The organism is Paenibacillus sp. FSL P2-0322 (assembly GCF_037975315.1).
GTDB lineage: Bacteria > Bacillota > Bacilli > Paenibacillales > Paenibacillaceae > Paenibacillus > Paenibacillus polymyxa_B.
In genome coordinates this window covers 974,861-999,473 of record NZ_CP150243.1, presented here as the reverse complement: position 1 = coordinate 999,473, position 24,613 = coordinate 974,861, and the positions used below count along the sequence as shown (strand labels likewise).

General features: G+C 42.2%; 22 protein-coding genes. 10 read left to right on the top strand and 12 right to left on the bottom strand.

Features of this window, described 5'->3' with window-relative positions:
* Positions 1-216 precede the first annotated feature (216 nt).
* Positions 217-1,257, top strand: a complete 1,041-nt coding sequence (locus MKY24_RS04565; RefSeq protein ID WP_071559260.1) for an NAD(P)-dependent alcohol dehydrogenase — start codon at positions 217-219, stop codon at positions 1,255-1,257.
* 193 nt (positions 1,258-1,450) lie between these two features.
* The gene (locus tag MKY24_RS04560; protein WP_071559261.1) at positions 1,451-1,714 is read left to right on the top strand and encodes a DUF3953 domain-containing protein; all 264 of its coding nucleotides are present in this window, start codon (positions 1,451-1,453) and stop codon (positions 1,712-1,714) included.
* A gap of 126 nt (positions 1,715-1,840) precedes the next feature.
* On the opposite strand, the gene MKY24_RS04555 is transcribed toward MKY24_RS04560, so the two are convergent.
* The 3 genes from MKY24_RS04555 to MKY24_RS04545 all read right to left on the bottom strand — a co-directional run bounded on the left by MKY24_RS04555 (position 1,841) and on the right by MKY24_RS04545 (position 4,700).
* Positions 1,841-3,220, bottom strand: a complete 1,380-nt coding sequence (locus MKY24_RS04555; RefSeq protein ID WP_023987114.1) for an amino acid permease — start codon at positions 3,218-3,220, stop codon at positions 1,841-1,843.
* A gap of 516 nt (positions 3,221-3,736) precedes the next feature.
* Positions 3,737-4,183, bottom strand: coding sequence for a GNAT family N-acetyltransferase (locus MKY24_RS04550; RefSeq protein ID WP_071559262.1), 447 nt, complete (start codon positions 4,181-4,183; stop codon positions 3,737-3,739).
* 49 nt (positions 4,184-4,232) lie between these two features.
* On the bottom strand, positions 4,233-4,700 hold the full coding sequence (locus tag MKY24_RS04545) for a MarR family transcriptional regulator (protein ID WP_071559263.1): 468 nt from the start codon (positions 4,698-4,700) through the stop codon (positions 4,233-4,235).
* Between the two features lie 197 nt (positions 4,701-4,897).
* On the opposite strand from MKY24_RS04545, the gene MKY24_RS04540 reads away from it, so the two are divergent.
* The 6 genes from MKY24_RS04540 to MKY24_RS04515 all read left to right on the top strand — a co-directional run bounded on the left by MKY24_RS04540 (position 4,898) and on the right by MKY24_RS04515 (position 10,255).
* Positions 4,898-5,773 carry an SDR family NAD(P)-dependent oxidoreductase gene (locus MKY24_RS04540; RefSeq protein ID WP_071559264.1) on the top strand — a complete coding sequence of 292 codons (876 nt, stop codon included), beginning with the start codon at positions 4,898-4,900 and terminating at the stop codon, positions 5,771-5,773.
* A gap of 165 nt (positions 5,774-5,938) precedes the next feature.
* Positions 5,939-6,619, top strand: coding sequence for a hypothetical protein (locus MKY24_RS04535; protein ID WP_071559265.1), 681 nt, complete (start codon positions 5,939-5,941; stop codon positions 6,617-6,619).
* A complete protein-coding gene (locus MKY24_RS04530) occupies positions 6,616-8,031 on the top strand; it encodes a phage baseplate assembly protein V (protein WP_339201476.1) in 1,416 nt (471 codons plus the stop codon). Before MKY24_RS04535 ends, MKY24_RS04530 begins: the two co-directional genes overlap by 4 nt.
* A 12-nt stretch (positions 8,032-8,043) precedes the next feature.
* Positions 8,044-9,306 carry a pentapeptide repeat-containing protein gene (locus MKY24_RS04525; RefSeq protein WP_316243335.1) on the top strand — a complete coding sequence of 421 codons (1,263 nt, stop codon included), beginning with the start codon at positions 8,044-8,046 and terminating at the stop codon, positions 9,304-9,306.
* The gene (locus MKY24_RS04520; RefSeq protein WP_028542019.1) at positions 9,303-9,833 is read left to right on the top strand and encodes a hypothetical protein; all 531 of its coding nucleotides are present in this window, start codon (positions 9,303-9,305) and stop codon (positions 9,831-9,833) included. Before MKY24_RS04525 ends, MKY24_RS04520 begins: the two co-directional genes overlap by 4 nt.
* Positions 9,834-9,838: 5 nt before the next feature.
* A complete protein-coding gene (locus MKY24_RS04515; RefSeq protein ID WP_013308879.1) occupies positions 9,839-10,255 on the top strand; it encodes a DUF4280 domain-containing protein in 417 nt (138 codons plus the stop codon).
* Between the two features lie 104 nt (positions 10,256-10,359).
* Here MKY24_RS04515 and MKY24_RS04510 read toward each other — a convergent pair whose 3' ends face one another.
* Together MKY24_RS04510 and MKY24_RS04505 are read right to left on the bottom strand one after the other, a co-directional pair.
* A complete protein-coding gene (locus tag MKY24_RS04510; RefSeq protein WP_339201472.1) occupies positions 10,360-11,838 on the bottom strand; it encodes a YdiU family protein in 1,479 nt (492 codons plus the stop codon).
* Between the two features lie 107 nt (positions 11,839-11,945).
* Positions 11,946-12,392, bottom strand: a complete 447-nt coding sequence (locus MKY24_RS04505) for a VOC family protein (protein ID WP_028542017.1) — start codon at positions 12,390-12,392, stop codon at positions 11,946-11,948.
* A gap of 120 nt (positions 12,393-12,512) precedes the next feature.
* On the opposite strand from MKY24_RS04505, the gene MKY24_RS04500 reads away from it, so the two are divergent.
* Positions 12,513-13,451: a YafY family protein gene (locus MKY24_RS04500; RefSeq protein WP_339201471.1), complete on the top strand. Its 939-nt coding sequence runs from the start codon at positions 12,513-12,515 to the stop codon at positions 13,449-13,451.
* Between the two features lie 91 nt (positions 13,452-13,542).
* Here MKY24_RS04500 and MKY24_RS04495 read toward each other — a convergent pair whose 3' ends face one another.
* The 4 genes from MKY24_RS04495 to MKY24_RS04480 form a co-directional block, all read right to left on the bottom strand.
* Positions 13,543-13,824: a hypothetical protein gene (locus MKY24_RS04495; RefSeq protein WP_256026585.1), complete on the bottom strand. Its 282-nt coding sequence runs from the start codon at positions 13,822-13,824 to the stop codon at positions 13,543-13,545.
* Positions 13,825-14,073: 249 nt separating this feature from the next.
* Positions 14,074-16,248: a 1,3-beta-galactosyl-N-acetylhexosamine phosphorylase gene (gene gnpA, locus MKY24_RS04490; RefSeq protein WP_339201470.1), complete on the bottom strand. Its 2,175-nt coding sequence runs from the start codon at positions 16,246-16,248 to the stop codon at positions 14,074-14,076.
* Positions 16,249-16,260: 12 nt separating this feature from the next.
* A complete protein-coding gene (locus MKY24_RS04485; RefSeq protein WP_076160019.1) occupies positions 16,261-17,280 on the bottom strand; it encodes a glycoside hydrolase family 88 protein in 1,020 nt (339 codons plus the stop codon).
* A gap of 388 nt (positions 17,281-17,668) precedes the next feature.
* Positions 17,669-17,839 (bottom strand): hypothetical protein, encoded by a 171-nt coding sequence (locus MKY24_RS04480; RefSeq protein WP_233903916.1) that lies wholly within the window; start codon positions 17,837-17,839, stop codon positions 17,669-17,671.
* Here MKY24_RS04480 and MKY24_RS04475 point away from each other — a divergent pair.
* Positions 17,768-18,538 (top strand): AraC family transcriptional regulator, encoded by a 771-nt coding sequence (locus tag MKY24_RS04475; protein WP_235322443.1) that lies wholly within the window; start codon positions 17,768-17,770, stop codon positions 18,536-18,538. The two genes, MKY24_RS04480 and MKY24_RS04475, sit on opposite strands and share 72 nt — an antisense overlap.
* Positions 18,539-18,681: 143 nt before the next feature.
* On the opposite strand, the gene MKY24_RS04470 is transcribed toward MKY24_RS04475, so the two are convergent.
* The 3 genes from MKY24_RS04470 to MKY24_RS04460 all read right to left on the bottom strand — a co-directional run bounded on the left by MKY24_RS04470 (position 18,682) and on the right by MKY24_RS04460 (position 24,434).
* Positions 18,682-19,764, bottom strand: a complete 1,083-nt coding sequence (locus tag MKY24_RS04470) for an endonuclease NucS domain-containing protein (RefSeq protein ID WP_081376881.1) — start codon at positions 19,762-19,764, stop codon at positions 18,682-18,684.
* Positions 19,765-19,876: 112 nt separating this feature from the next.
* Positions 19,877-22,288, bottom strand: a complete 2,412-nt coding sequence (locus tag MKY24_RS04465; protein ID WP_075153764.1) for a restriction endonuclease-like protein — start codon at positions 22,286-22,288, stop codon at positions 19,877-19,879.
* Complete coding sequence (locus tag MKY24_RS04460) at positions 22,260-24,434, bottom strand: DUF3578 domain-containing protein (RefSeq protein WP_339201469.1); 2,175 nt, start codon at positions 24,432-24,434, stop codon at positions 22,260-22,262. Before MKY24_RS04460 ends, MKY24_RS04465 begins: the two co-directional genes overlap by 29 nt.
* Positions 24,435-24,613: the final 179 nt, after the last annotated feature.

Here is a 24,613-nt window from a genome sequence, read left to right as displayed (position 1 = left end):
CTGTAATGAACCTGAACCTGTACGAGCAGAAATTCCCAAAAGGAATATAAACTTGCGCTTGACTTAGAGTTAACTATAAGGATTAACATTGATTTGCAAGAGAAAAAGTATAAATGGAAATGAATGAAGGGTAACTTCAACTGACTTCAGCTAGTTTTCAATTTATACCGATATAACTGCATTCTCTTGAAAAATAGAAATAATTGGAGGCTATTTATGATAACTGCTAAAGCGCGAGCTGTCGATGGCCCAGACAAACCGTTTCGATCGGCTGAAATTAAACGACGGGATCTTGTTTCACACGATGTTCTGATTGAAATTAAATATGCCGGCATATGCCATTCTGACATCCACACTGCTCACGGCGAATGGGGGCCAGTGAACTACCCTCTCGTACCTGGACATGAAATTGCAGGGATTGTCACGGAGGTAGGATCTGAGGTTACAAAGTACAGAGTTGGTGACCGGGTAGGGGTTGGCTGTATGGTCGATTCCTGTGGAGAATGTGAGAACTGTCGTAAAGGAGAGGAACAATACTGCCTTAAAGGAAATGTCCCTACCTATGCTGGTGTTGACAAATACGGCGAGCCTACACAAGGCGGATATTCTACCCACATTGTCGTAACTGAGGATTTTGTAGTGAAAATTCCAGATAACATTGAGCTAGACGTGGCTGCTCCATTACTTTGTGCAGGTATTACGACTTATTCACCGTTGAACCGCTGGGGTGCTGGTCCAGATAAGAAAGTGGCCGTTGTGGGAATGGGAGGCCTTGGCCATATGGCTATCAAGATTGCACATGCTATGGGTGCTGAGGTAACCGTTCTATCACAAACATTAAAGAAAAAGGATGATGGCTTGCAATTTGGTGCGGATCACTATTATGCTACAAGCGAACCAGAAACATTTGAAAAGCTTGCTGGGCACTTTGATTTGATTATTAACACGGTAAGTGCTGCCATCGATATGGATGCTTATTTTGCACTACTCAATCTAGATGGAACTTTGGTGAATGTCGGTGCCCCTGGGGAGCCGTTGTCACTAAATGTGATGTCCCTTATCGGACATCGCCGTTCATTTGCTGGTTCAATGATAGGAGGCATCCGTGAGACACAGGAAATGTTGGATTTTTGTGCAAAACACAATATTGTTCCTAAAATTGAAGTGATATCGGCCGACCAGATTGACGAAGCCTACAAACGAGTGTTAGCTTCTGATGTGAAGTATAGATTCGTGATTGACATTAGCACAATGTAAGCTATGTAAATCATAAGTTGTACAAGTGATTTTAATTTTGAAGGTGTCCCCAAAGTATTACTTGGGACACCTTCACTTTATTCTGTGTACCATCCTATTGTCTATTTCCTCTTTTTTGTATTTATTTGTAATTCAAAGATTCTACCCTTAGAATATAATACATTAGGAATAAATAGGAAGGGGGAACTTATCTATGTTCAAGAAAATGGATATTTACAGAATCCTCACTTTAATATTTGCTGTAGTTGTTATGATCTCTTCCTCTTTATCACTCGCATACCCAGACACCTATAGGGACTCATACAAAATCGCGCAATTTTTTCTAGGGTTTATATTTTTATTTTCTGGAATTACAGAGTTTAAGGCTAACCGTAAGAGTATAGCAATAATGAACTTCTCAGTTTCCCTTCTCACTTTTTTTGTCTCTATATTTACACTTGTAGTGCGAACAGGCTAACCACACGGTTCTATACCTCAGTAACAACCCTCCCATAGCCCTCTCCCTCGTCATGTAAAAGAAAAGCCGAGCGAACTCAGGATCATCTGAATTGCGCTCGGCAAATGTTACGTATTTAGCAATCTTTTAGTTTTCCTCTAATTCTTCAATTCTCTGCCGCTTTCCTATGCCAAAGACAAAATATCCAATAATGACGATCGCCATGAATGTTGCCCCGACAATCAACGACAAGCGTGTGTCTGGATTAAACCACATTCCAACGATCACCAGCAACAAAAAGATAATGGTAATGTAATTACTGATCGGAAAAAAACGAGATTTAAAGGTGTGATCCTTCATTTCGTCTTTCCACTTTTTCCTGAATTTAAATTGACTGATGGCTAATGCAAACCACGGTACCATGCCTGGAAGAACACTGGCGCTGTAAATATACAGAAACAGTTTGGAATCAGGCATTAAATAGTTAAATAATACCCCTACCAGCAGCAAGGAAATGGTCGTTATTATACTATTTCTAGGGACGCCGCTTGGAGAAACTTTCCCGAAAAACTTGGGAGCTTGTCCGTTCTTAGCCAACGTGTATAACATTCTTCCCGCACTGTAAATACCACTGTTACAACCAGACATCGCAGCTGTAAGTACAACAAAGTTAATGATACCCGCAGCAGCCACAATTCCTACCTTGGCAAAAGTCAGAACAAATGGGCTACCGATCTCGCCTATTTGGTTCCAAGGATAAATCGTAACAATGACAAAGATTGCACCCACGTAGAAAATCAGAATACGCCAGATGATGTTTTTAATGGCTTTTCGCAGTGTCGTTTTTGGATTTTCAGCTTCACCTGCCGTAATACCCACCATTTCTATCCCTTGGTAAGCCGCTGTTACAATACAGAGTGCAAACAGAAACCCTTTCAAACCACCTGCAAAGAAGCCGCCATGGCTGTACAGATTGGATAGACCTATCGGTTGTCCACCGTTACCGAGTCCAAAGAAGATCATCCCCGTACCAACTACTAACATGAAGATAATGGCGACAATTTTAATCATCGCAAACCAAAACTCAAATTCCCCATAAAATTTCACAGCCGCCAAATTGGCCAATGCAATAATAATTACACCTGCCAAAGCCGGCAACCATTGCGGGATATCTGGAAACCAGTAGCCCACATATACCCCAATCGCAGTAACTTCCGCCATCCCTACGGTAACCCATAAAAACCAATAGCTCCAGGCGGTCAAGAAACCGGCTAAAGGGCTGATATATTTATGAGCAAATGTAGCGAATGAGCCTGTCACCGGTTCAAGAATCAGCATTTCCCCCATGATCCGCATGACAAAAAACATAATAATCCCCGCTAAGAGATAAGCCAGCAGCACTGAGGGACCTGCCCATTTTATCGTACTTGCCGATCCCATAAACAAACCGACGCCAATCGTACCTCCAAGCGCAATCAACTCAACGTGCCGTGGCTTTAGCCCTCTCGTTAATTGTTTCGATTCCAAAAGAACGCTCCCCTTCGTATATGTTCATCATCAAACGCTAATGATCCGGAAAACTGTCCCCAAACATTATTAACTTTTCAGACTGACGTGGTCGTGAGTGAACGACAACAAAGTAGTTCCACGATTCGTAAATATACCAGAAAACCACGTCCTATTTACCGTCCAAACCTTACTGTTTCTAAGACCGAGTCCGTAGCATTAGATGCATTGTATGACAAAAAACGCCTAAATACAACTGCTAATTAGCAGACATTTTTATGCATGAAATGGAAAGGAAGGCTATTCATATTTTCTGAACAATGGTCAATTTAATGTAATGCATTAGAGTGCTAAACAAACATATTTCTTCAATGATAAATATCACGATATTAAGTCTATTTGAAATCCGAGATGAAGATATAACTGGTCAATGGATTGATGCAAGTGGCGGATCTCATCTATAAAATTGAAGGGTTCAAAGCCTAGCTAAAGATCAGGCTTTTGAACCCGCTTATTCAATGATGAATGAATATGTATTTATTTGAGATTTTTTATAAAATTTTTCTGATCCTTGGTAAACATATAGCCACGTCGTTCATAGAACCTGTGAGCCTGTATCCGACTTGGGTGAGATAATAGTTTGATCCCAGAAAATCCATGGGACTTTCCCCACTGTTCAAGACGCTCAATCAACATGCTACCTACACCTTGATTTCTATACTTTTCTTTAACGACAAATCCTAATATATTTACCAAAGATTCAGAAAAAAGTAATTCATATGGGCTTCCATGAATATATCCTAATACCTCGTTATTTTCTTCATAAACAAAGATCATATCTTTTGATTCCTTTGTAATCAATTCAATCTTCTCTTTTACTTTTTCTTCAGGAAATAGATATAGATTGGGGTTAAAATCTTGGTTCAACAAATAAATGTCATGATAATCAGATACCCTAATTTCCCTAACATTTTTTTCTTTCACTTTTGAATACCTCCTATTTTCATCATACGATGCTTTATGTCTAAACTCATTAATCCTCACAATCTTGACCGTTAAAACAATTCAACATCCCAATAAATGCTTCAAGTTTGGAATCCTCCCATGTTGAAATACGTTGATAAAATTCTTTTTCTTTTTCTTTTAAAGCTTCCAAGGCTTTTCCACGACCATTAGCTGTCAGGGATATCAACACACCCCGGCGATCCTCAGGGTGAGTTTCACTTTTTACATATTCCAATTGCTTAAGCTGAGTAACAAGACGGCTGACAGAGCTTCGATCCATAGCGGTGGATTCTGCCAAAAATGTAGCGCTTACCGGGCCGTATGAAAGAAGACAGCGTACGATCAGAAAAGCCGCAGGTTGTAATGATGGATCGAAAAGTGCCGCAGTTTTTACATTGAGTGCATGTGACGCGCTTATAAGTGCATTAAGTTGTTCACCAAGATTCAGTTCTAATTTCTCTCTTGTAGAATTTGGATGTTGAGTTTTATTATCCATATGTCTCCACCTTATTTAAATTAGTATGAATATATTTGACATATATCAATCAAAATACATATACTTGATATATGTCAATCATATTTTCAACTTTGGTAAGTGTCAAGCAGAAGATCTACAATATAAAGCATCCACAACCGTAAAGCGTGGACATGAATAAGAATGTAATTAGATCGAGAATTTGGAGGATGATTTATATGTCGACATACCCGATTATTGTAATCACTGGTGCTACTAACGGTCTTGGACAATGGGTAGCAATTGAATTAGCCCAACGCGGAGCACATCTAGTCTTAACAGCCAGAAATGAAAAGCGTGCTGAAACGACTAGAAATATTCTGAGAGACTTGGCGCCAAGTACAAAGGTAGACTTTTTTTTCGGGGACCTGTCTCTTATGAAAGATGTCAAACGTATTGGGGATGAAATTAAAGCTAATTATCCAAAGATTGATGTATTAGTGAACAATGCTGGATTACATGGATTTGAACAGCGAATAACCTCAGAGGGTTTGGCAGAAATGATAGCCGTAAACTATCTTGCCCCGTGGCTGTTAACGCATACACTACTCAATTCACTAATGGAATCCACAAATGCTAGGATCGTCAATGTAGCTTCTGAAGCGTCACGCAACCATGGTGAATTAAAATTACCGGAGGATTTAATAGATACATCTGCATTTACCGCAAGAGGTTCATCTAAGATATACGGAAAGACTAAACTTCTTAATATCATGTTTACAGAAGAACTTGGACGTCAATTGGATGGAACCGGAATCGTAGTTAACGCACTTAATCCAGGCTTTAACGTTACCGGCCTTGGCCGTGAGTTAGGATTTTCTTCGGTACTTGCAAAAATATTGAACGTTTTGCATATCGGAGACCCACGGAGAGGAGCAGAAATTATTATTCGTTTAGCAACAGAATCCCAATATCAAGAAGTGACAGGCGGGTATTTTAATGTTGGTACTGGTAAGCTGATTGTGCCGGTATATCCTGGTGGGGATAGCAAGATGCAACGCCTACTTTGGAGTACTACAACCGAATTATTACGGCAAAAAGGCGTTATGGAATGAAATAGAATCTAAAATCGAACAATGTCCCCCCAACGAATGGTTCATTTTGTAAACTAAATCTCTCTTTTAACCGATAAATACATATGTTGGTTCTGTACTTAAATATCTCCTCCCATCTTTACATATTCAAGTACAAACGTGTATTTTTCTAAAAGGGGGCTTTCTATGAACTATCTAGACGAGCATATACTTAGCCTCAAAGCTAAAATGGTGGATCAGAAGACAGCTAATAACGATAATGTGAAATCCATCCCAGCTCAAACCCAGAAATCGGAACTGGACGGTTCCATGTTTGAAGAAACAAAGCTACTTCATGTTGAAAATGATTATCTCACGTTGGAGCCCATTACAATACTACACGGAGAGATTGGTTTCTACATCCCCAAGTCCTTCACTCCTATGCCAATGGAGCAAGCTATAATCAAATATCCTTCAGAGCATCGACCAAAGGTCATTTATACCTCATCTGAGGAGACCATCAATATCACTTTTAATCCTACAGATACCGCTCTGGAAGCGGAAGAACTGCCTGATTTTGTAGAGCAAATGGCGGATATTTTACGGTCTGTACAACCGATTCGCAACTGGTTAGGTACCGAAATGGTCACCAACTGTTCCGGACTTTCAGTTGGGCAGATTCGTTTTGTGGCGGCGGGGATCGACGGTAATCTATACAACAAAATGCTGCTCTTCATCCATAATGGACGAGTTGTCATAGGTTCCTTTAGCTGTCTGGAGGCAGATCTTGAAGTCTGGTTACCTGTAGCAGAATACTGGGCTCAATCCCTTTCTGTCCTTCCACCCCCTGCCTATTGTACAAATGAGAAAGGAATGACTACACCATGAGTCTGGGATACGATCAAATTCAAATTCACCCTTATGAACAAATTGATCTGGAGGAGCTTACCTTAACGAAAAAAATTAACGAGCATACTCGGCTTTATTTTACAGGTATTATCCCCGAAGACTTGCAAGACAGTTATGTGGAAACGACAGAAAAAAATACCATCATTGAAGTCAGTCAACAAGATGAATCTGGCGCAAGCAAACCGCTATTTAGTGGGATTGCCCTCTCGGTCGAGGTAAAAGTCGTGCGAGGTGTGTACTATCTGGAGGTGGAAGCTATTTCCCATACGTACCGGATGGACATGAAGCAGCGTACTCGTTCTTTTCAGTATACGAAAATGACGATTCCTCAAATGCTGGAGCACATAGGTAAGGACTATGAAGGACTGGATGTGATCGACGGGGCTACCGGCGGAGAAGCCATCGGACGGCTTGCCATTCAGTATCAGGAGACAGACTGGGCTTTTTTAAGACGCATAGCCTCCCGTTATCATACGAGTCTGATGCCTGTAGCCCGTTTTGACAGTCCCAAATTTTATTTTGGTATTGAGGACAGCCCTGCACAGGCGATACTGGATCATACCCGTTATACCGTACGTAAGCAATTGCTTCCTTTTCGTTATTTTCAGGAGAATGAGCAAACCAAGCTGAGTGAACACGATTTTATTTTTTATGAGGTAGAAACGGATGAGGTACTCGACTTGGGCGCTCAGTTGAATTTTCAGGGGCATAACCTATATGTGATGGAAGCCTACACCGCCATGAGTCAGGGACTGCTGCGGCATCAGTATGTGTTGGGTTCTTACCAAGGATTTCGGCAAAAAAGCTACTACCAGGATAAGCTGGCAGGAGCCTCATTAAGCGGTATTGTGCTGGACGTACGTCAGGATCAGGTGCGCATTCATCTGGATTGTGATGAACAACAGGACACAAACCAAGCACACTGGTTCAACTATTCTACTGTGTACAGTGGCGGTGGCCATACCGGCTGGTATGTCATGCCAGAAAAAGGCGATTCAGTTTCCCTCTATTTCCCCGGTAGTCGGGAAGAAGACGGCGTTGCAGGTAGTGCCGTGAGAAGGGCAGATCGCAAGAGTACGCATAACCATTTTTCCAATCCGCAAATGAAAATATGGCGTACCCCGCATGGCAAGGAAATTCGACTGGGACCGGATGAACTGGTCGTTACAGGTAAGGACGGCGCTATTTATATCAAACTGGACGATAAAGAAGGCATTCATATTGCGAGCAGCAAACAGGTGAATATTACGGCGGGAGGCAATCTCAGCCTGTCTGCGGGAAAGACGATGAGTCTGTCCGCAGGTAGTCAGCTCCGTATGGATTGTAATGGTAGTCATATTGAATTAAGCGGATCGGCGGATATGAAAGGCAGCGAAGTGAAGTCGAATTAAGGATGATTAGACATGGAAAAGCAAACAGATGTGTTAGATCAACAACAAACGGCTCTTCATCAGGCTTGGTCTTTCATTCGCAAAGAATGGGCGTTGACATGTAAATCAATACAAACACAAAGATTACAGCATATAGTAGAACATTTTCGCGCCTTTTGTGAGCTGGTTCGGCAAAAACAATTTACAGGCCGTAAAGGTCATATCGGTTACATCACCTACTCTATGCTGCGCACCACATGGCTTGAACAGAAGCCCGTTTATCTTGTTGAAGCTACGGATGCCTTATGGATGCTTGATGCTGAGCCCGTTCAGTTGGAGTACGATGCAAGTTGGATTTTTCTCTATTGGACTCAATTACGTGAACAACTTGGGGCTGAAACTTTGAAGCAACAAGTCTCCCTTTCCGAACTTGAATTGGAACAGATCATGCTGGAAGCAGCGGGATATCTTCATACGATGATCGTTAGTCTAGTTCGTCAGGCTATGAAGCAAGCAGTCCACCTACCAGAGTTTGAGGCGTTGGATCGTGAAGAAGCTTTTGAGATTCGCGTCGGAGAGTATATGGATCATAGTGTCTCCGTGTATCGGGAAGATCGGAGACCCGTGGATGCAAACATAATAAAGTCTTGGCTGGAGGAAAAAGAAGAATCGGCCTACAGCTACCAAGCACTGTCTCAAGTTCAACTGTCGGATGGAAATTACAGTTCCTTGGATTTTCGCTATACAGTCTTTCGCCAGATCGGGATGCAACAAAGTCAATTGCATCACTGTATCCTCGTAGGCACGGTATGGCAAGAAGCTCAGCTAGATGGAACCGACCTTTCGCACAGCCTGCTTCATGGAGCCGATTTCAGTGGCTGTTCCCTGCAAGAGGCTGTACTGGACGAAGTGATAAGCAATAGCGAATATGGATCGGATGCTTGGCTGGATTGGGAACCGTTAGGATTGGATGGAGTGAATTTTACAAGAGCTAATTTACAGGGAGCTAGTTTTCAACATGCACAGCTTCAAGGAGCTACTTTCCAAGATGCCGCGCTGCAAAGAGCTTTATTTAACAGCGCGGATCTAACAGGTGCCTGCTTTGTAGGAGCCGATGTTACTGACGCTTCGTTTATAGGTGCATGTTTAGTAAACGCTAATTTTACAGGAGCAAAACTACACCGGGTAAGCTTTACAGATGACCAACTAAGCGAAGCCATTGGCCTTGCTGCTATAGAAGCGCCCCTGGCTACACAGATAACAGATGCAGTGAGTAAAGGGGAGTGGATGTCATGAGGTATTACCGACTCATGGTGGACGAGCGCGTAAAGCATCGGGTGGAGACTGCGCCCCTGTCTCCCTTGCAGGTGGAGGATATCCTTTCGGGTCATACCCTTCAGGCGGAGGATACTCCCCTGTTTCTAGCAGTACATACAGATCCACGAACCGTATATCCGGATTTTCTGGAGTTCCCTTTGCCACTGGTTTCAGACTCCATGAAAGCCCTGTTGGAAAAATATATGCCGGAGCTGGAATGGAAGGCCGCTATACTTACCGATTTTCAGAAAGCCAGGCAGGATGTGTACTGGGTACTGCGTCCACCTGTGGTGGATTGTCTTTCCTCACAAACCGAGTGGTATCCCGACCACACCTTGAAGCAATTGGTACTTAAACACGGGAAAATCGAATCCTCTATATTTCGGATTGCCGGCTTGTTGGAAGCACGTATCTATATCAATCTCGCGGTAGCGGAAAGTCTGCTGCGTCGTCCATTTACAGGTGTTCGTGTGCAAAAAGTAGAGATGGCCACAAAGGAGGAATAATCCGTATGGAAGAAGCAAGTGTGCAGCCTGGAACAGGTGCGAAAAAAAGCTATGTCGTGGCAGGTGCGATTTTAAGCTGTAGTTACGGTACACAGCCCACGCGTTTGAAGCGCCCTTTTAGCCATGGGGTGTATGTCAAAAATAAAGCTCAGATGAATATTGGAGATTATGTGCCCGGAGTGAACATAAAATCTTTTGGGAATTGCTCCAGTCCGCTGAATCCGGCTGTGCAAGCCAGTGAGATGGTCGATATTTATGGGGTGAAAAAGGCACCGTGTATTCCTGTCCTTACGATGCCTTGGCTGAACGGAAAAAGCGACATGCGCATCGAAGGCCAGCCTGCTCTTACGCAGAACTGTACGCATCAATGTCTTTATTGCGGACACATACAGATCGAAAATGACGGTCAGGAACTGGATTAATCAGTCGCAACCTACCACTATAAAAACAAAATGCGTTGGTGAGAGATTGGCTATCTTCTCCACCAACGCATAATATAGGTTATCTTCAAATAGTTCGCTCCACATCAGGTACCGCAAAAGGTTCGGTAAGGACAGGTGGATTCCTCAGGCAATGTAGAGTAAATATCCTGTTCGGTAGAGTAGGCATAAGGGTTCGAAAGAACTTCAAGAAGCTTCTCCATCACACGGTAGTCTTCTCGTTCCACCGCAGCTTCCAGTGCTTCTTCTACCCGGTGGTTGCGTGGAATGATTGCAGGATTGCTGCTGCGCATCAGCTGATACGAGGAGGCTTGTGATTCCTGCTGTCTGCCCAGCCTCGCCTGCCACTGCTCGTGCCACTGGGTGAATTCCGCAGTGCTGAACAGAACCGTATCCTCCAGCTTGTTCAAAGTTAGGGCACGGAAGGTATTGGTGTAGTCGGCACGATGCTTCTGCATGATACTCAGAAGCTCCTCAATAAGAGATTCATCCTCCTGCTCTTCGTTAAAGATCCCTAGCTTCGCCCGCATTCCTGCAAGCCAATGATGGTGAAACATTTTTACAAAATCTGAAATTGCATCCTCAGCCAGTGTGACAGCCTGCTCCCTGTTGTCATGCAGCAGTGGCAAGAGCGTCTCAGCAAATCTCGCGAGATTCCACGCAGCAATATGCGGCTGATTGGCATAAGCATAGCGGCCCTGCCTATCGATGGAACTGAACACCGTCTCAGGATTATAGGTATCCATGAAGGCGCAAGGACCATAATCAATGGTTTCTCCGCTAAGGGTCATATTGTCGGTGTTCATCACCCCATGAATAAAACCAACCAGCTGCCATTTGGCAATCAGCTCGGTCTGACGCTTAATCACTTCCTGAAGCAGTGAAAGGTAACGGTTTTCGTCATTGGCAACTTCCGGGTAGTGTCTTTCCAATGTATAATCAGCCAGAGCACGGAGATCTTGAGACGTGCCCCATGCTGAGACGTATTGAAAGGTTCCGACGCGAAGATGACTGGCAGCCACACGGGTCAGAATGGCTCCGGGCTGCTCGGTTTCCCGGATGATCGACTCACCCGTGGATACGACCGCCAAGCTGCGGGTGGTAGCAATACCTAGCGCATGCATCGCCTCACTGATGATGTATTCGCGAAGCATCGGACCAAGTGCCGCACGACCGTCACCACCACGGGAGTATGGCGTTCTGCCTGAGCCCTTGAGCTGAATATCAACCCGTTCACCCAAGGGATTGATCTGTTCGCCAAGCAGCAGAGCACGTCCGTCTCCTAACATGTTAAAATGCCCGAATTGATGCCCTGCGTAAGCTTGAGCAAGAGGCATAGCCCCTTCAGGAACCTGGTTGCCGGCCAGCTCCGCTACGCCATCATTCCCTTGCAGCGCCGTGCCGTTCAACCCCAGTGATGCTGCCAACGGATGATTAAGAATGATCAGCTTTGGTGAGCGGACAGGTGTTAGGTTGAGCTTTGTAAACAATGATTCCGGCAAACGAGAGTAACTGTTGTCGAAGTTCCACCCTATTTTATCTGCTATTTCTTTTTTCTCCGTCATAGTGTCTCCTTTTCTGCTGCGGTATCTTAGGTTTTCCCATTTTAGTTTTTACTTCTGCCCATTTATTATCCAATTATGAAACATGGAACATACAATATGCTTTTTTATTATAATCGATTATCAAACATTAATTGTATTTGAATACCGAATGGGTCTTCAATAATACCGTAGGCTTGGCTAAACACATTATTAGATAAAGGCACAATAATTTTCACTCGATCATCTGTAATTAAGCTATCATAAAAACGTTTAATTTCTTCTAGGTCAGCACTTTGAATACATAATGAAGTATTATTCCCTACTGTATATTCTTCACTGGGATTCATTGTATCTTCTGCTATCATTACTTTTGTTTTTCCGATGGATAAGACTGAATGAGAAATATAATTTTTATTTTCATCCGTAAGCTGTATGGAGCTGTCACGTTGGGCCATGTCTTGATAGGTAACCAGAAACAATTCCTCTGCGCTGAAGTGTTTTTTGTAAAAATGTATAGCTTCTTTTGCCTTTCCGTTCATGGATAAGAAAATAGCTACTTCTAATGTTGTACTCATGGTATCAATCTCCTTTTATATGTGCTTTTAGTCAGATATCTTATGAATTTGATATATTCCCTTGAACTTATTATCATATAAAAAGGTATCAAAATATGACACCTTTATAAGGAGATTTAGATGAAGAAATCGGAAAGATTAAATGACATGATCAGATACTTAAACAGTCGAGAGTTTTTTAATTTAAATGACCTAATGGATAAATACCATATCTCAAAAAGTACAGCTCTACGTGATATTAGTTCATTGGAACAATTAGGTATGCCTATTTTTTCGGAACATGGCAGACATGGACGATATGGTATCCTAAAAAATAGATTGTTATCCCCCATTATTTTTACGATGGATGAAGTGTATGCTCTGTACTTTGCAATGTTGACGTTAGAAGCTTATCAATCCACCCCCTTTCATTTAAGTGTTAATCAACTGAATGAAAAGTTTGAACACTGTCTTTCTAAAATACAAATAAACCAGATTCATAAAATGAAAAAGGTTTTACAATTTGAAACATATCAGCATAATCATATTAGTCGTTATTTAGATAAAATTCTAACAAGTATTCTTAATGAGAGTACCTGTAAAGTTAAATATGTAAAAAATAATCAGAAAAAAAGTTACTATATTCAATTTTTCAAAATTTCCGCTAAGTTTGGTCAATGGTATGCTACTGGAATAGAGTTACATACGAATAAATATAGAGTTTTCAGATGTGATCGAATAACCTTTATAGAAGATGAGGAGAGCAATTCTCGCTTTTCTATAGATGAACTCCTTAGTCGTTCATTAGAAATGTATCAAGCTGAGAAGAGCATTGACTTTGAAGTAGAAATTTTAGAACAAGCCAAGGATATTTTTTATAAAGAACATTATCCTTCTATGAAAATAGAAAATGGTGATAAGACAGTCATTAAGGGATTCTATAATCCAGGAGAAGAAGAATTTATCGCTCATTATTTGATGAGATATGGTCATTATGTACGATCAGTGAAGCCTGAATTTTTAAGACAAATGATCCAAGATAAAGTAGAGAATCTCTTACATCACTATCAAAAATTATAAGATCATCGAAGGTTTGTTCAAAATTTTCTCTACATTTTAGCAAGGAAAAGAAGGCTCAAGCTCCTTTTCCTTGCTAACTATGACAATTGAATTATGGCTTCCGTTTGGCAATAACAGCATAGGATACCGTTCTTGTGAATCCAGTTGGATTCCATGCAGTAAATACCCATCTGTCTTCGGCCGCGGAATAATTATTGAGAAGAAACCCTTGTTCATTTCCAGAGAAAGTCCATGCACCGCTAATCAGATTGTAGGCGTTACCGTTAATCGTAGTGCTTCTAAAGCTATTAGGAGAAATAGTGATCGGTGCGAAAGTGAATCGTGCGAACCCATCTCCAAGTTGAGTTACACGAATGGCTTTTTTAAGATTCATAATCACGTGACTATTTTTTTTCAGTTTTTTTCCCAACTTTGCTTCTGTTTTTTTAATTTTCATTAAGGTTGCCTTTCTCAAAGAAATCATCTCCTTAATTGTTTTACTTATAGTTAATGATGGAGTAGATACTTTTGAATGGACAAAATCCCCGGTAAATTGGCTTGATTTTCTGGAGGTGCTGAAACAAAAAGCCCTTCCTTAAAATAAAGGAGGGCTTGATACCGCTACTTCTCATATTTTCCGTTCCTATACCGATTTTGTTAAGCCGATATGGGTGATCATGGTGTCATACGGATCTAATTCCATGGTTTGTTTGCCATATTCCGTATCAATCGTCGTTCTTTGAAGTTGATCGCTATTGTTAATAACAACCAACATTTTACTTTCTGGATAATAAGCACACTCTGTATATAGGTTATCCGTAATGTACTTCGTTTCATGTAACTCATTGCCTGCAAAGCGAATCAAATTCAACAGTAATCTTGTGTTTTCCCAGCTGAATTCGAAAGAAGGAAGGTATATCCCCTTTCCTTTACCGAAGGCATGAGTAGACAGTGTTATCATACCACTCGTTTCTTCCACTACCGCAGCTGACCCATCGGTAAGATAAATGCTATTCTTTGGCGTTATACTGGCTCCTTCAGGCACCAAACCATGCTCATCCCTAACCTCGTATGCCCATCTTCCATGACCTACTCTGGAGCCTGTATCCTCATCCAGTCCAAGAACATGTGCCATTCTGAAAAAGCTGTCGTGGCCTTCGACCGCAGAAGGCTGGTTGATGCCAATAAAGGTCCCCCCCTCATAAACCCATTGGGTCAGTAAGTCCACACACTTGTTGTCATTCCAGTACTCCCCACCACTCCATGCTGAACCAGCAGAGCCGGCATTGATCACTACATCACAATCCTGTAGAATTCCCTGACGGATATCTTCAAAATCAATGAATTTCACTTCAATCGGCAATCCGGATAAAGCCTCATTGACATGAACCAAATCATGCATATATGTTTCATGGAAATGTCCGGACAATGTCCACGATCTCAATTTTCCCCAACTATGCAGAATAGCTACCTTCGTCTTCACGTGATAGGGCTTGCCTTCATGGTGCAGTTCCTTAATTTCTCTGAATTCATTGGCAATCTTTTCGATGTAATCGCAAAAATCCGGGTAAGGCTCTACAAGGTGCAAATATCCGCCCAGTCCAATTCGGTCAATAGGCTCCCGCAGCAAGGCGCGCCGAATATTAATCCAATACTTTTTGGCATCCAGCGTGGGGTTCCCCCCTTCCATAAAGGTAGGAAGCCCGCCTAAACCAACCGGAAATAAGTATGGATGCAGCCGAATCTCATGTGTATTCACTTTTACACCTGAGCAAAGTCTCGCCTCGTAACCTGAGAACACACATTTAATCAACCCGTCAAATCCAAACTCTTGAAAACGGTCATTGTAAGGCTCCATGCCAACCCAACTGTCATCATAGAAAACATAGGCCAGCTTGTCGTGCCTATGCACAATGTCAATTAATTTCTTGCCAAATTCAATCACAAAATCATTGATAAATGCCATCCAATCCAGCTTGCGCTTCTCAGCCGGGATATGACTGACGCGGTATTTTCCGCCATTCACAAAATCCTCGGCAGTCATCGAATACCCGTATGTCTTGGCAAACAGATCAAGCGCTCTTGAGCTTACCGTAAAATCGTATGATCCCCAGTCAGAGAACAGATGGCGATTGCGCTCATTGCTGCCCCAAATCCAGGCGAAATTATAAAATAAGGAGGTAAACCGAACAACCGTGGTTTCCTTATGCTGGAGACACCAATCCTCCATCCAATCCAGCAGATACTTTTGCGTTTCTACATAGATAGGATCTATCTGCATCAAATGCTCTTTGTCCCAATGATTCGTTGTGTGATTGTACATGGAAATCTCTTCCCAGATCCGGTAGGCCATGAAGCTTACGGTGTATTTATGCCAAGGAACAATTCCGGTAATCACCACATTTCCAGATTCCCTTTCATAATTCCACTGTTCTCTTGGAACTTCCTCCCCAGTCGTTCTGTCAAAAACCTGCCAATAGTTAAACGCCTCTTTGGAATCATTAACTCTGAATTGTTCAGCAAAAAAATCCTCCATCAGATAGATGGATATATAATCTTGTACAGCTACCTTCGGATTTGTAATTAAAAAACACTGCTGCAGCTTGTCAAGATTGTGGGACGCCCACTCGTTATGATCTCTGATGATACAGATTGTCGAATATATGCCGTACCCAGCGTTAATAATCTCGTCGGACAATTGCGTGCCGTCACTATCACGAATGACATCGGCACCCCACCGTTCAGCTAATTTTAGGGTCAGCGCCTCATAACCAGATTCTCCCGGTAGTGTAAAGGCCCCCGTTGTTTGTTTAGACAACTTCGATCCCTCCTAATTCAACATATCGGATAGAAAAGCCAACGCCAAGCCTTGTCCCCAGCCCTGAATCCAGTCTTTTGGAATATTGCGATACCCATCCCGATCTTTCATAACCGCTGTGCCGCCCGACACACCTAGTACCCGTCCGTCCTCGCTAATATGGTTCAAGATGCCGTCCAATGCCTTTTGCACGTATTTGGTATGCAGCGGATTGCCGTTATTGATCATGGCTGCCGCGATGCCGCAAGATGCAGACACCTCCTCGTAGGACTCCTCGTCATCCAGTACCGTCCGCCATAGGCCGTTCTCCGTTTGAACACCCTTTAGTGCCGCCAGTTGATCCCGAAGCGAACACTCCACGTCCATGCACTGCGGATATAAATACCAGTCCTTCAAATGAATTTTAACTTGCGACATGGTATAGGCTCCCCAAGCATTCGCTCTCCCCCAGAAAAATCCGGACATGTGATCCTGCTTGACATTATTGTAGCCATGGTACCAGAAACCGCTACTAGGGTCTTGCAGGTATTTGATATGCCAGTAATATTGGTTTAAGGCGTCCTGGATCATTTCCTCATCCTTTAATTTGGTTCCTACACGGAGCAGAAAAAATGCCGCCATAAACAATGTGTCCGCCCATGCCTGTTCTGGAAAATCATTAGCAACGGATACCGTATGCTGCAGAACATTGTCTCCGAACCTGAGAGCATGGTTCCGAATATAATCCACCTTGCTCATCACAATATCCCAATATTTCTGGTCCCCTGTTTCTTCATACAATGTGATCAGCATATGACCCATGGCACATGTGTTTACCGTCCAATGCGGCAGCCCCAGCTCGATATATTCATCTGCCCATTGCACAAGCATATTCAAATACTCTTTATTTCCAGTTTTGGTATAGGCTCTGGATACCCCATAATAAGCCACACCGCAAGGCCAGTCCCACGTCAAATCCATCGCCATTGTTTTTCTGACGACTTTGTCGATAACTATTAACATCTCTTCCTTGTCATAAGTTAATTGAAGCATCTATGTTCTCCTCTCTTTCGCACACGCCCCCAAAGGCGCTTGAGAGCTGTTCGTCACTGTTTTGAAAACGCTTTACTTATTCCATTGTACGCAGTAAAATAGTCTCCATCTAAGCATATTCGCAACAAAACTGTGCAATTCCAATCATTTATGTGATGATTTTGCAAAAATCCAATAAGCGACTTCCAATAAACAGTATATAGATCGAAATGGTCTAGTTCGTCTATATATTGCACCTTGGAGCGATTGGAATCGAATTTTGCAAAATCCTGATGTATATAGGCTGGTTAAAATCAAAGTCATGGGGGTATGGAATATGCCCAGAAAAAAAAAGCCCTTTATAGAATACCGACACTACAGCTTGCCCATAAATTTCCCTGTCTTGCTATTAAGCGGTGAGCGTTGGAAGATTTCCGATATTAAAAGTGAACATCTCCATTTCCATAACCATTTGGAGATTGGTATATGCTATTCGGATAGCGGCATCATGGAGATCAAAGGAGAATCTGTACCCTTCAAAGCTGGCGATGTGACCTTCATCCCCAGGTATCTTCCTCATACCACGTATAGTTCGCCAAATACAGCCAGTCTTTGGTCTTATATCTTTTTTTCGCCAGAGGACCTCTTTCAACATTCATTTAAAAGTGCTTACAGCAACTTCGAGCCGAATTTGTGGGTGGTGAAGGGAATGAACTGTATATTGAATAAGGAGCAACATCCCAAGGTTTATACACTTGCGACTTCAATCGTAGAGGAATTAAAACAGCAGAATCCTTACTATCAGGAAAGTGCCTACGGCTTATTGCTATCCCTTTATATAGAACTCCTTAGAATTCATTCCAGGAATGAACTGTTGGCAGATCAAGAAACAGAGCATAGCCTGAAAAGCGATTTTGTCATTTCTCCGGTTCTGGAGTACATCACGAAAAACTATATGAACCCCATTACTATGGATTTTTTGGCCGACCTGTGCCATTTAAGTACAACTCATTTTCGAAGAAAATTCCATGAAATTATGGGGACGTCGCCTCTCGATTTCCTAAACAGCACCCGAATCGAAGAGGCTTGCAAGCAGTTAAAAAGCACGGAAGATTCTATTCTTTCGATCTCTGAACAAGTCGGTTTTCACTCCATTTCCAGCTTCAACCGTTGCTTCTCCAGGCTTATGGGAAAGCCGCCCAAAGAATGGCGTAAAGGGGCGCAATCCGAAGCGCAATCCGCGAAAGCGTCTATACTGGAGTTTACGGGGTGGGTTTGATTTTACCAAACGGAATCAAGCAGATCGTCCACTTCCCGCCAAATATCATAGTGGGTGACGTAGGACATTGCGGCAACCAGGAAAGACCCTTGAATAATGATAACCAATCAATTTCATTTTTAATGAAAGAGACATATTTATTATCAGTTCTCTTCCTCCAGTCGAAAATGCTCCGTAAGGCGTTCAATCGTAAACTGGTTTCTCAATTTACAGGCAGAATTCTGATTCGCAAACATCCCTTTCTCCCAGATCGCCTCCTGTTTAGAAACAGTCTTGACCCATTCCACTCGTACAACGTATTCGCATAAATCGGGGTCATCGACATCTGTATCCATTCTTACATGTATATCAGCATCAAGCAGTGGTATATTTACTCCATTTACCATCACTTGAAACTCCTTGATGGGTACTACTTCCTCTTGCACGATTCCGACACCAACATACCCCACCTTAGGAATACATGCAAAAATCCTAGCACCTGGCTTCAGAAGATTCAGCGATCTGCTGTACCATTTTCCTTGGCCAGCCGAAATAAAACCGTATCGTCTGCAATCCTCCCAGTTCCGATAATCACCGTCTCCCAAAGAGATATAAAAATCTTTCCCGTTCCATGGAGCCTTTCCTGTTTTATTCGTCGTCACATTAGATGTTTTAACCTCAACTTTGTTGGGATCAATGAGCCAGTTTCTGGCCAGATATTCATTATCTCCGTCTTTAAAATAATGAAAAAAGAGTGCATTAATCGGGACACCGAAGTTCGTTAAGTAGTTAATGATTCGTTCTGTTGCTGGATCCAGTTCTGCTGACACGATAATCAATTGATGGAGTTCGTTCAAAGTTTCAGGTAAGTCGGTTTGAAAATAGTCTACAAAATCTTGTTCCAATTGCTTTCCCGGATTTCTCTCACTATAGATCTCAATGATATCCGTATAATTCAACTGTTGAACCCACGAGGCATAATCCAGTGTCTGTGCAACTACTTCTCGTGGCGTTTTATTACGTTTTAATTCGATAATGACTAGATTCCCTTCCGAGTTCATTGCAAGGATATCAATGAATTTACCAAAGGCTGTATTGATCTGTCTCCCAATTAACAATAACGAAGGATCAATGATGCTAATATCATGTGTGATAACATCTTCGAGCTTACGTTCGGTCTCCATACTAGAAAAGTGAATTTTCTCGACATCTCCATTAATCTTCCAAATTCCTAGTTCGATCGGCATTCCAGTTCTCTCCTTGTTTGCTAGTCTAAAGATAATTCTTAAAACATCATACATCCTAGTAATCCATGTTTTTCTTTTTCTCAGCATATGGATAGAAAGAATTAATGCTTCCTCACTCCTTAAGCCGGACCCCCAACACCTTACTAGCCAAGTCTACCTGCTCATGATTCAAATCCACTTTAACTGTACCTAAACGTCTCTGCTCGCGCCACTGCACCAGGTCCTCTTCTGTTTCCAATTTGAGTTCAGCAATCTCCACTGCACGGTCAAACATATATTTAGACGTGTACAACACCGTATAAATCCCTCTCCCTCCAGATACAATCGGCTTGTCCCTCTTCATCCATTTCTCCACCGTAAATTTCACATATAGCTTATCTTCCGTACCTCGCCTGTAAGGACGTTCGGTGATTTCTTTACGCTGCATTACCTTCCAGTCAACCACTTTCCCATACCAATGAATCCCGGTTTCGCCTGTGGATAAAAACTGACTTCGTGACTGATAAAGAGCAACATATTTTATCTGTGTTAATAATTTGTGATCAGAGATATTCTCCAATGGTATATGGTAAAACTCGTACTTTAATGCTAAATCTAACTGCGCCTTTTCCCGCAACGAACCAACCATAATATTTTTGCCGCTCATTTTGTTCTGATAATAACTCTTCGTCCCCCGCGGCCGGGTAGAACGCTCATAGGCTTTCTCAGGACTATCCATGATAATCTCATCCAAGAAAGCTTCCATCAGCTTTGTTGAGTTCGGTAAAAATGGAAATGCCCCAACATTAATTAACTCAATACTTTTGTAAAATTTATGTTCTTGAAACCGTTCCTCATCATGATATGGGAACAACACATAAGCACCGAACATGCTTCGTTCCAAATCCCGGTTATGTACATCGGTGTACACTATAGCATCCCGATAGCGATGCATCGTGTTGATGTCATCTTCCTCGGGACCAGGCATCTTGTAATTTCTGAAATACGACGTTCCCTCATACCCTGGATTCAAGCGATATTTGGCATCAAAAATATACTTATATTCCACCGCAGCTTCATTTTTCTTCAGTGTAAGAACATTGTCCGGCTGTTGCCCCAGTGTTTCGCTATGATCGCCTTTAGGTAATGTGTTGTAGTAAAGGGTGAATACCTCCCCATTGGCCGGGTTTCGATATACCATCTTGGCCTTCTGTGTTCTATCCAGGGTTACAAACAAGCCCCTGCGATCAACCTTAATCATATCTTGGGTGAGAAGCTCATACTTCCGGCTAAGAAGATCATGGATTTTAAGAAAACACCAATATTCATATAGCTGTGCTAAGTCCTTCATGGAAATACGGAAGAGGTCATTTTGAATGGACAAGCCCTTCATAAGCATCAAATAATTCCGGTACACTTCCCGATACCCCGGTGCCATTTGTAACACCAAAGAGATCGACAATTGCTTCATTTCGCCAACCTTTAGAAAATCCAGGTTCAATAGACGCTTTATTTGTGTTTGCATAAATTCCAACCGCTTCGCTAGCAAGGGATCTTGTAAGCGACCCTTTTTCATCAATCGTGCTTTTATATCCTTCAACTTGCTCGAAATACGGAGCAGCATCCAACGTACAAAGCGATTCTCCATCGTGTTGTAGCTAATTTGCCGTTTCGTCTCCAATACATGACTTGGGTAATAGCCTTGGTTGTTTAACGGTACAAAGCCAAGCCTCTCATCCGACACTAACAGATGGGGACGTTTAGTTATAAAAGGAACGTTCTCTTTGCCCACCTTCTTCGCTCGGGCAGCTTCTACAATTCGCTCCTCTTTCACTAGCTTAGTATGCGGAGAAGCCTTAATCCGCTCCACAGCTTGAACAAGCTGGTCGAACACATGCTGAAGGATGGTAAAAAACTCAGTTAGACTTTGATTACGTGTCTCTTTTAGACCCGTCAGATTGTAGGTTTTTCGTAAAAAGTCAAAGGATAGATTATAAATCTGCTGGTTCACATCTTTCAGGATCATTTGGTAATCATTTTTGTAATCCATCTTTGCTGGAAATATCTCGAGCTGAAGCTGACAAATCGGCTGCCCATTCCATCTTAGCTCCAAAACGGATAGTCCGACTTCATTTTGAAAGTTCAGAATACCGGATAAAATCGTTTTACCGAGGGGCTTAATCGCTTGACGTAAGTTTACATTCTCATGGTGAAAGGTTAACGCTATATCCTGCTTTTTCTCAATAATTAGCTCATAAGACTGCGTCTCGAAAAAGATCGGGTAGCTTGGGTCACCTGTTTGCCATGGTGACAATTCGCCTAATTGAGGAGTAAATACAGATACCTTTTCAATAGATAGAACCGTGGACAGAGTAGACACCTGCAGTGAGGTATCCACCCACTTCCCTTCCTCGGTGCGGTGAAGCTGCAAAAACTCCACGGTCGGATGAAACGGCTTGCCTTGAATATATAAATTAAACAGATTCGTCTCGACACGAATAAGCTCAACGCTCTGACTAAGAGAGCCAATATGAGGTAAATCCATCTTCCTCCAACCTCCGTAACATGAAGGCAATTTTTCTACCAGTTTGAGGATGCCTCGCATCTTCTTCTCCTTGACTGGAGCTCCATTTCTGGTAGAGGCCTGAAGCATCTTCAATAAGATCATTTACTACTAAAGACTTCCCTAGCGCTCCTTGCATCAATTGCAGTAACACCCGTTTCACAGATAAACTACTACCCTGGACACGCGGAAGTATTTTCTGAAGAAGCTGCAAATCAAAGGCCTCATCCTCAGTAAGTAATTGAAACCGTTGATTATATACCATATAAAAACAAATGGAGTCCCTAATCCGAAATCCGACCTGGGCATGAATCTCTTCTAGGATATGGTTGATCTTCACGAGCTTCTCTGTCGTTTTATGTACCAAATCACTATAATCCCTGTACACGTCCACTAACTGTAAATACTCGCTGCGTAAAAATTGATTTTCGGCCACTATCACTTCTTGTTGCTCTGCCCGATGATCGTTTGGATACTGCTGTAAATTGATGTAGTTAAATTCAATCGTATTGGCACGATCTAACACCTTTTTGCTAAAAGGATGCGTAGTCTCATCCATATTGACTGTTCCAATCAAATACACGTTATCTGGCAAATATAGATCCCCATAGATCGACTGATCCTCTGACCTTAAGGAATCTTGGTTAATTAACGGTGAAGTCACAATTCGATTGTTATTCCATTCTTGGGTTTCGATGATACTCAGCAAATCACTAAAATAATACTCCACCCTAGCCAAATTCATCTCATCCAGACATATAAAATAAGGCTTATGTTGGTTTTCTGGCTGTGAAGCATCCACCAACACTTCCGCTAAACGGCCCGGACGAAAAGCTCCTGATAAATCTTTGTAGCCCAAAAGATCGGACGGATCACTCCAATCCGGCCTTACTGGAATCAACGTGAATTGATGGTTACTTCCAATCGCACCAAGTGCCTCAGCGAATAGCTTAACAAGCTTCGTTTTGCCTGTACCCGATACTCCAGCTAGAATGACGAATGGTTTAGTCTTCAGAGATAAATACAGGTTCTCAATTAGCCCCGTCGGGTAATGAAATCCTCTTTGCTCGATAAAGGCTTTGATTTGCTCAACTCGCGGCGATACCGTTAATGGATCCAATGGCCCTAGCTCCTCATATTCGAAAGTAGGCTCATTCTCTTCTACTGGCTCTTGTGTCAGGCTGTCCACGTAAAGCTTATAGTTATTCATTACATTTTCTAAATCAGCCAATAATTGCTCATCATTCGGAATAGAGCCCTGATCATAACGCATATAAGCCACCGTGGATACTTGATAATCCCGTCCTAAACCGCTTGTTGTCAGGTGGATGTTATCATCCTTTTGCATGCTTTCAAGCGGAAGCTGATCTCGCATTTCGGTGACCTTTTGCTCGAAATATTGGTAGGCCTCTTTCCTGCCCCATTCCTTGATAGGAAGGGTCACCCCTTGGGCTAAAGTTAGATAAACATTCCTCATATCCTCTGAAAATAAATAAACGATATACTGGCCTTGCTGTGTTGTTCCTGTAATTCGCTTATCCATGATAGCAATCCAGGGTATGTTAGCCCAGTTGCCCTGACCAATAGAGCCTTGGATTTTATAGTTATCATCAATAAAGGGCAGCTTCCTTAGTTGTTCCGGTATAGTTTGTCGAAACAGCACACCTAAGGGATGATTAGCAAAAGTTTGTGTTTTGGCGTGTAGGTAACTATTTAAAATTTCAGTTAGAGTATTTTGCAGTGAAAAGGCGGCTCCTATCTCGTTAGATGTCAGTTGATTATTGTAGCTGTCTAACTCATTTAGCGCATATTCTTTTAATTCCTGAATTACTTTGTCATTCAGCTGATCCATAATGGATGACTTAAAGGTAATAGTTTGTTGATCGTTGTTAAATTCAAATATTGAAGATAGCGCATCTATAGGTGTTTTAAGCAGTGTCCTCGTCTGGGCTAACGTATAATCATTCCAGCTTGAAGTTTCTCTCTGCGGTGGGGCATCCACTGGATTTCCTATACTGCTACGATGTCGGTAATAAGCCAAAAACCGCTCAGCAACTTTGTTGAGCGGAAATATTAGATTGTGGTGGTTCACTTCATACTCGTCGATGAGGGATAAAACAAGAACCATCTTATAGGACTTTTGTTTACTTCGGAAAATGTTTGAAAGTTCGTTAGGTAACATGGTATTCCTCCAAGAATGTGCATTGGCTATATTAGACATAATTCGTGAAAAAGTAACTTTATCCTTTCTTTATCGGCATGATAGGGAAAACTTTAAATTCCAGATTAAAGAAGAAACTAAAAAGC

Coding starts and splice junctions, on each gene's coding strand:
- MKY24_RS04535 (WP_071559265.1), top strand. CDS start 5,939: ATGAACTATCTAGACGAGCATATACTTAGCCTCAAAGCTAAAATGGTG.
- MKY24_RS04500 (WP_339201471.1), top strand. CDS start 12,513: ATGAAGAAATCGGAAAGATTAAATGACATGATCAGATACTTAAACAGT.
- MKY24_RS04560 (WP_071559261.1), top strand. CDS start 1,451: ATGTTCAAGAAAATGGATATTTACAGAATCCTCACTTTAATATTTGCT.
- MKY24_RS04495 (WP_256026585.1), bottom strand. CDS start 13,824: ATGAATCTTAAAAAAGCCATTCGTGTAACTCAACTTGGAGATGGGTTC.
- MKY24_RS04470 (WP_081376881.1), bottom strand. CDS start 19,764: ATGCCGATCGAACTAGGAATTTGGAAGATTAATGGAGATGTCGAGAAA.
- MKY24_RS04460 (WP_339201469.1), bottom strand. CDS start 24,434: ATGGTTCTTGTTTTATCCCTCATCGACGAGTATGAAGTGAACCACCAC.
- MKY24_RS04465 (WP_075153764.1), bottom strand. CDS start 22,288: ATGGATTTACCTCATATTGGCTCTCTTAGTCAGAGCGTTGAGCTTATT.
- MKY24_RS04525 (WP_316243335.1), top strand. CDS start 8,044: ATGGAAAAGCAAACAGATGTGTTAGATCAACAACAAACGGCTCTTCAT.
- MKY24_RS04520 (WP_028542019.1), top strand. CDS start 9,303: ATGAGGTATTACCGACTCATGGTGGACGAGCGCGTAAAGCATCGGGTG.
- MKY24_RS04530 (WP_339201476.1), top strand. CDS start 6,616: ATGAGTCTGGGATACGATCAAATTCAAATTCACCCTTATGAACAAATT.
- MKY24_RS04565 (WP_071559260.1), top strand. CDS start 217: ATGATAACTGCTAAAGCGCGAGCTGTCGATGGCCCAGACAAACCGTTT.
- MKY24_RS04480 (WP_233903916.1), bottom strand. CDS start 17,839: ATGAGGAAGATACCTGGGGATGAAGGTCACATCGCCAGCTTTGAAGGG.
- MKY24_RS04515 (WP_013308879.1), top strand. CDS start 9,839: ATGGAAGAAGCAAGTGTGCAGCCTGGAACAGGTGCGAAAAAAAGCTAT.
- MKY24_RS04510 (WP_339201472.1), bottom strand. CDS start 11,838: ATGACGGAGAAAAAAGAAATAGCAGATAAAATAGGGTGGAACTTCGAC.
- MKY24_RS04485 (WP_076160019.1), bottom strand. CDS start 17,280: ATGCTTCAATTAACTTATGACAAGGAAGAGATGTTAATAGTTATCGAC.
- MKY24_RS04475 (WP_235322443.1), top strand. CDS start 17,768: ATGGAGATCAAAGGAGAATCTGTACCCTTCAAAGCTGGCGATGTGACC.
- MKY24_RS04545 (WP_071559263.1), bottom strand. CDS start 4,700: ATGGATAATAAAACTCAACATCCAAATTCTACAAGAGAGAAATTAGAA.
- MKY24_RS04540 (WP_071559264.1), top strand. CDS start 4,898: ATGTCGACATACCCGATTATTGTAATCACTGGTGCTACTAACGGTCTT.
- MKY24_RS04505 (WP_028542017.1), bottom strand. CDS start 12,392: ATGAGTACAACATTAGAAGTAGCTATTTTCTTATCCATGAACGGAAAG.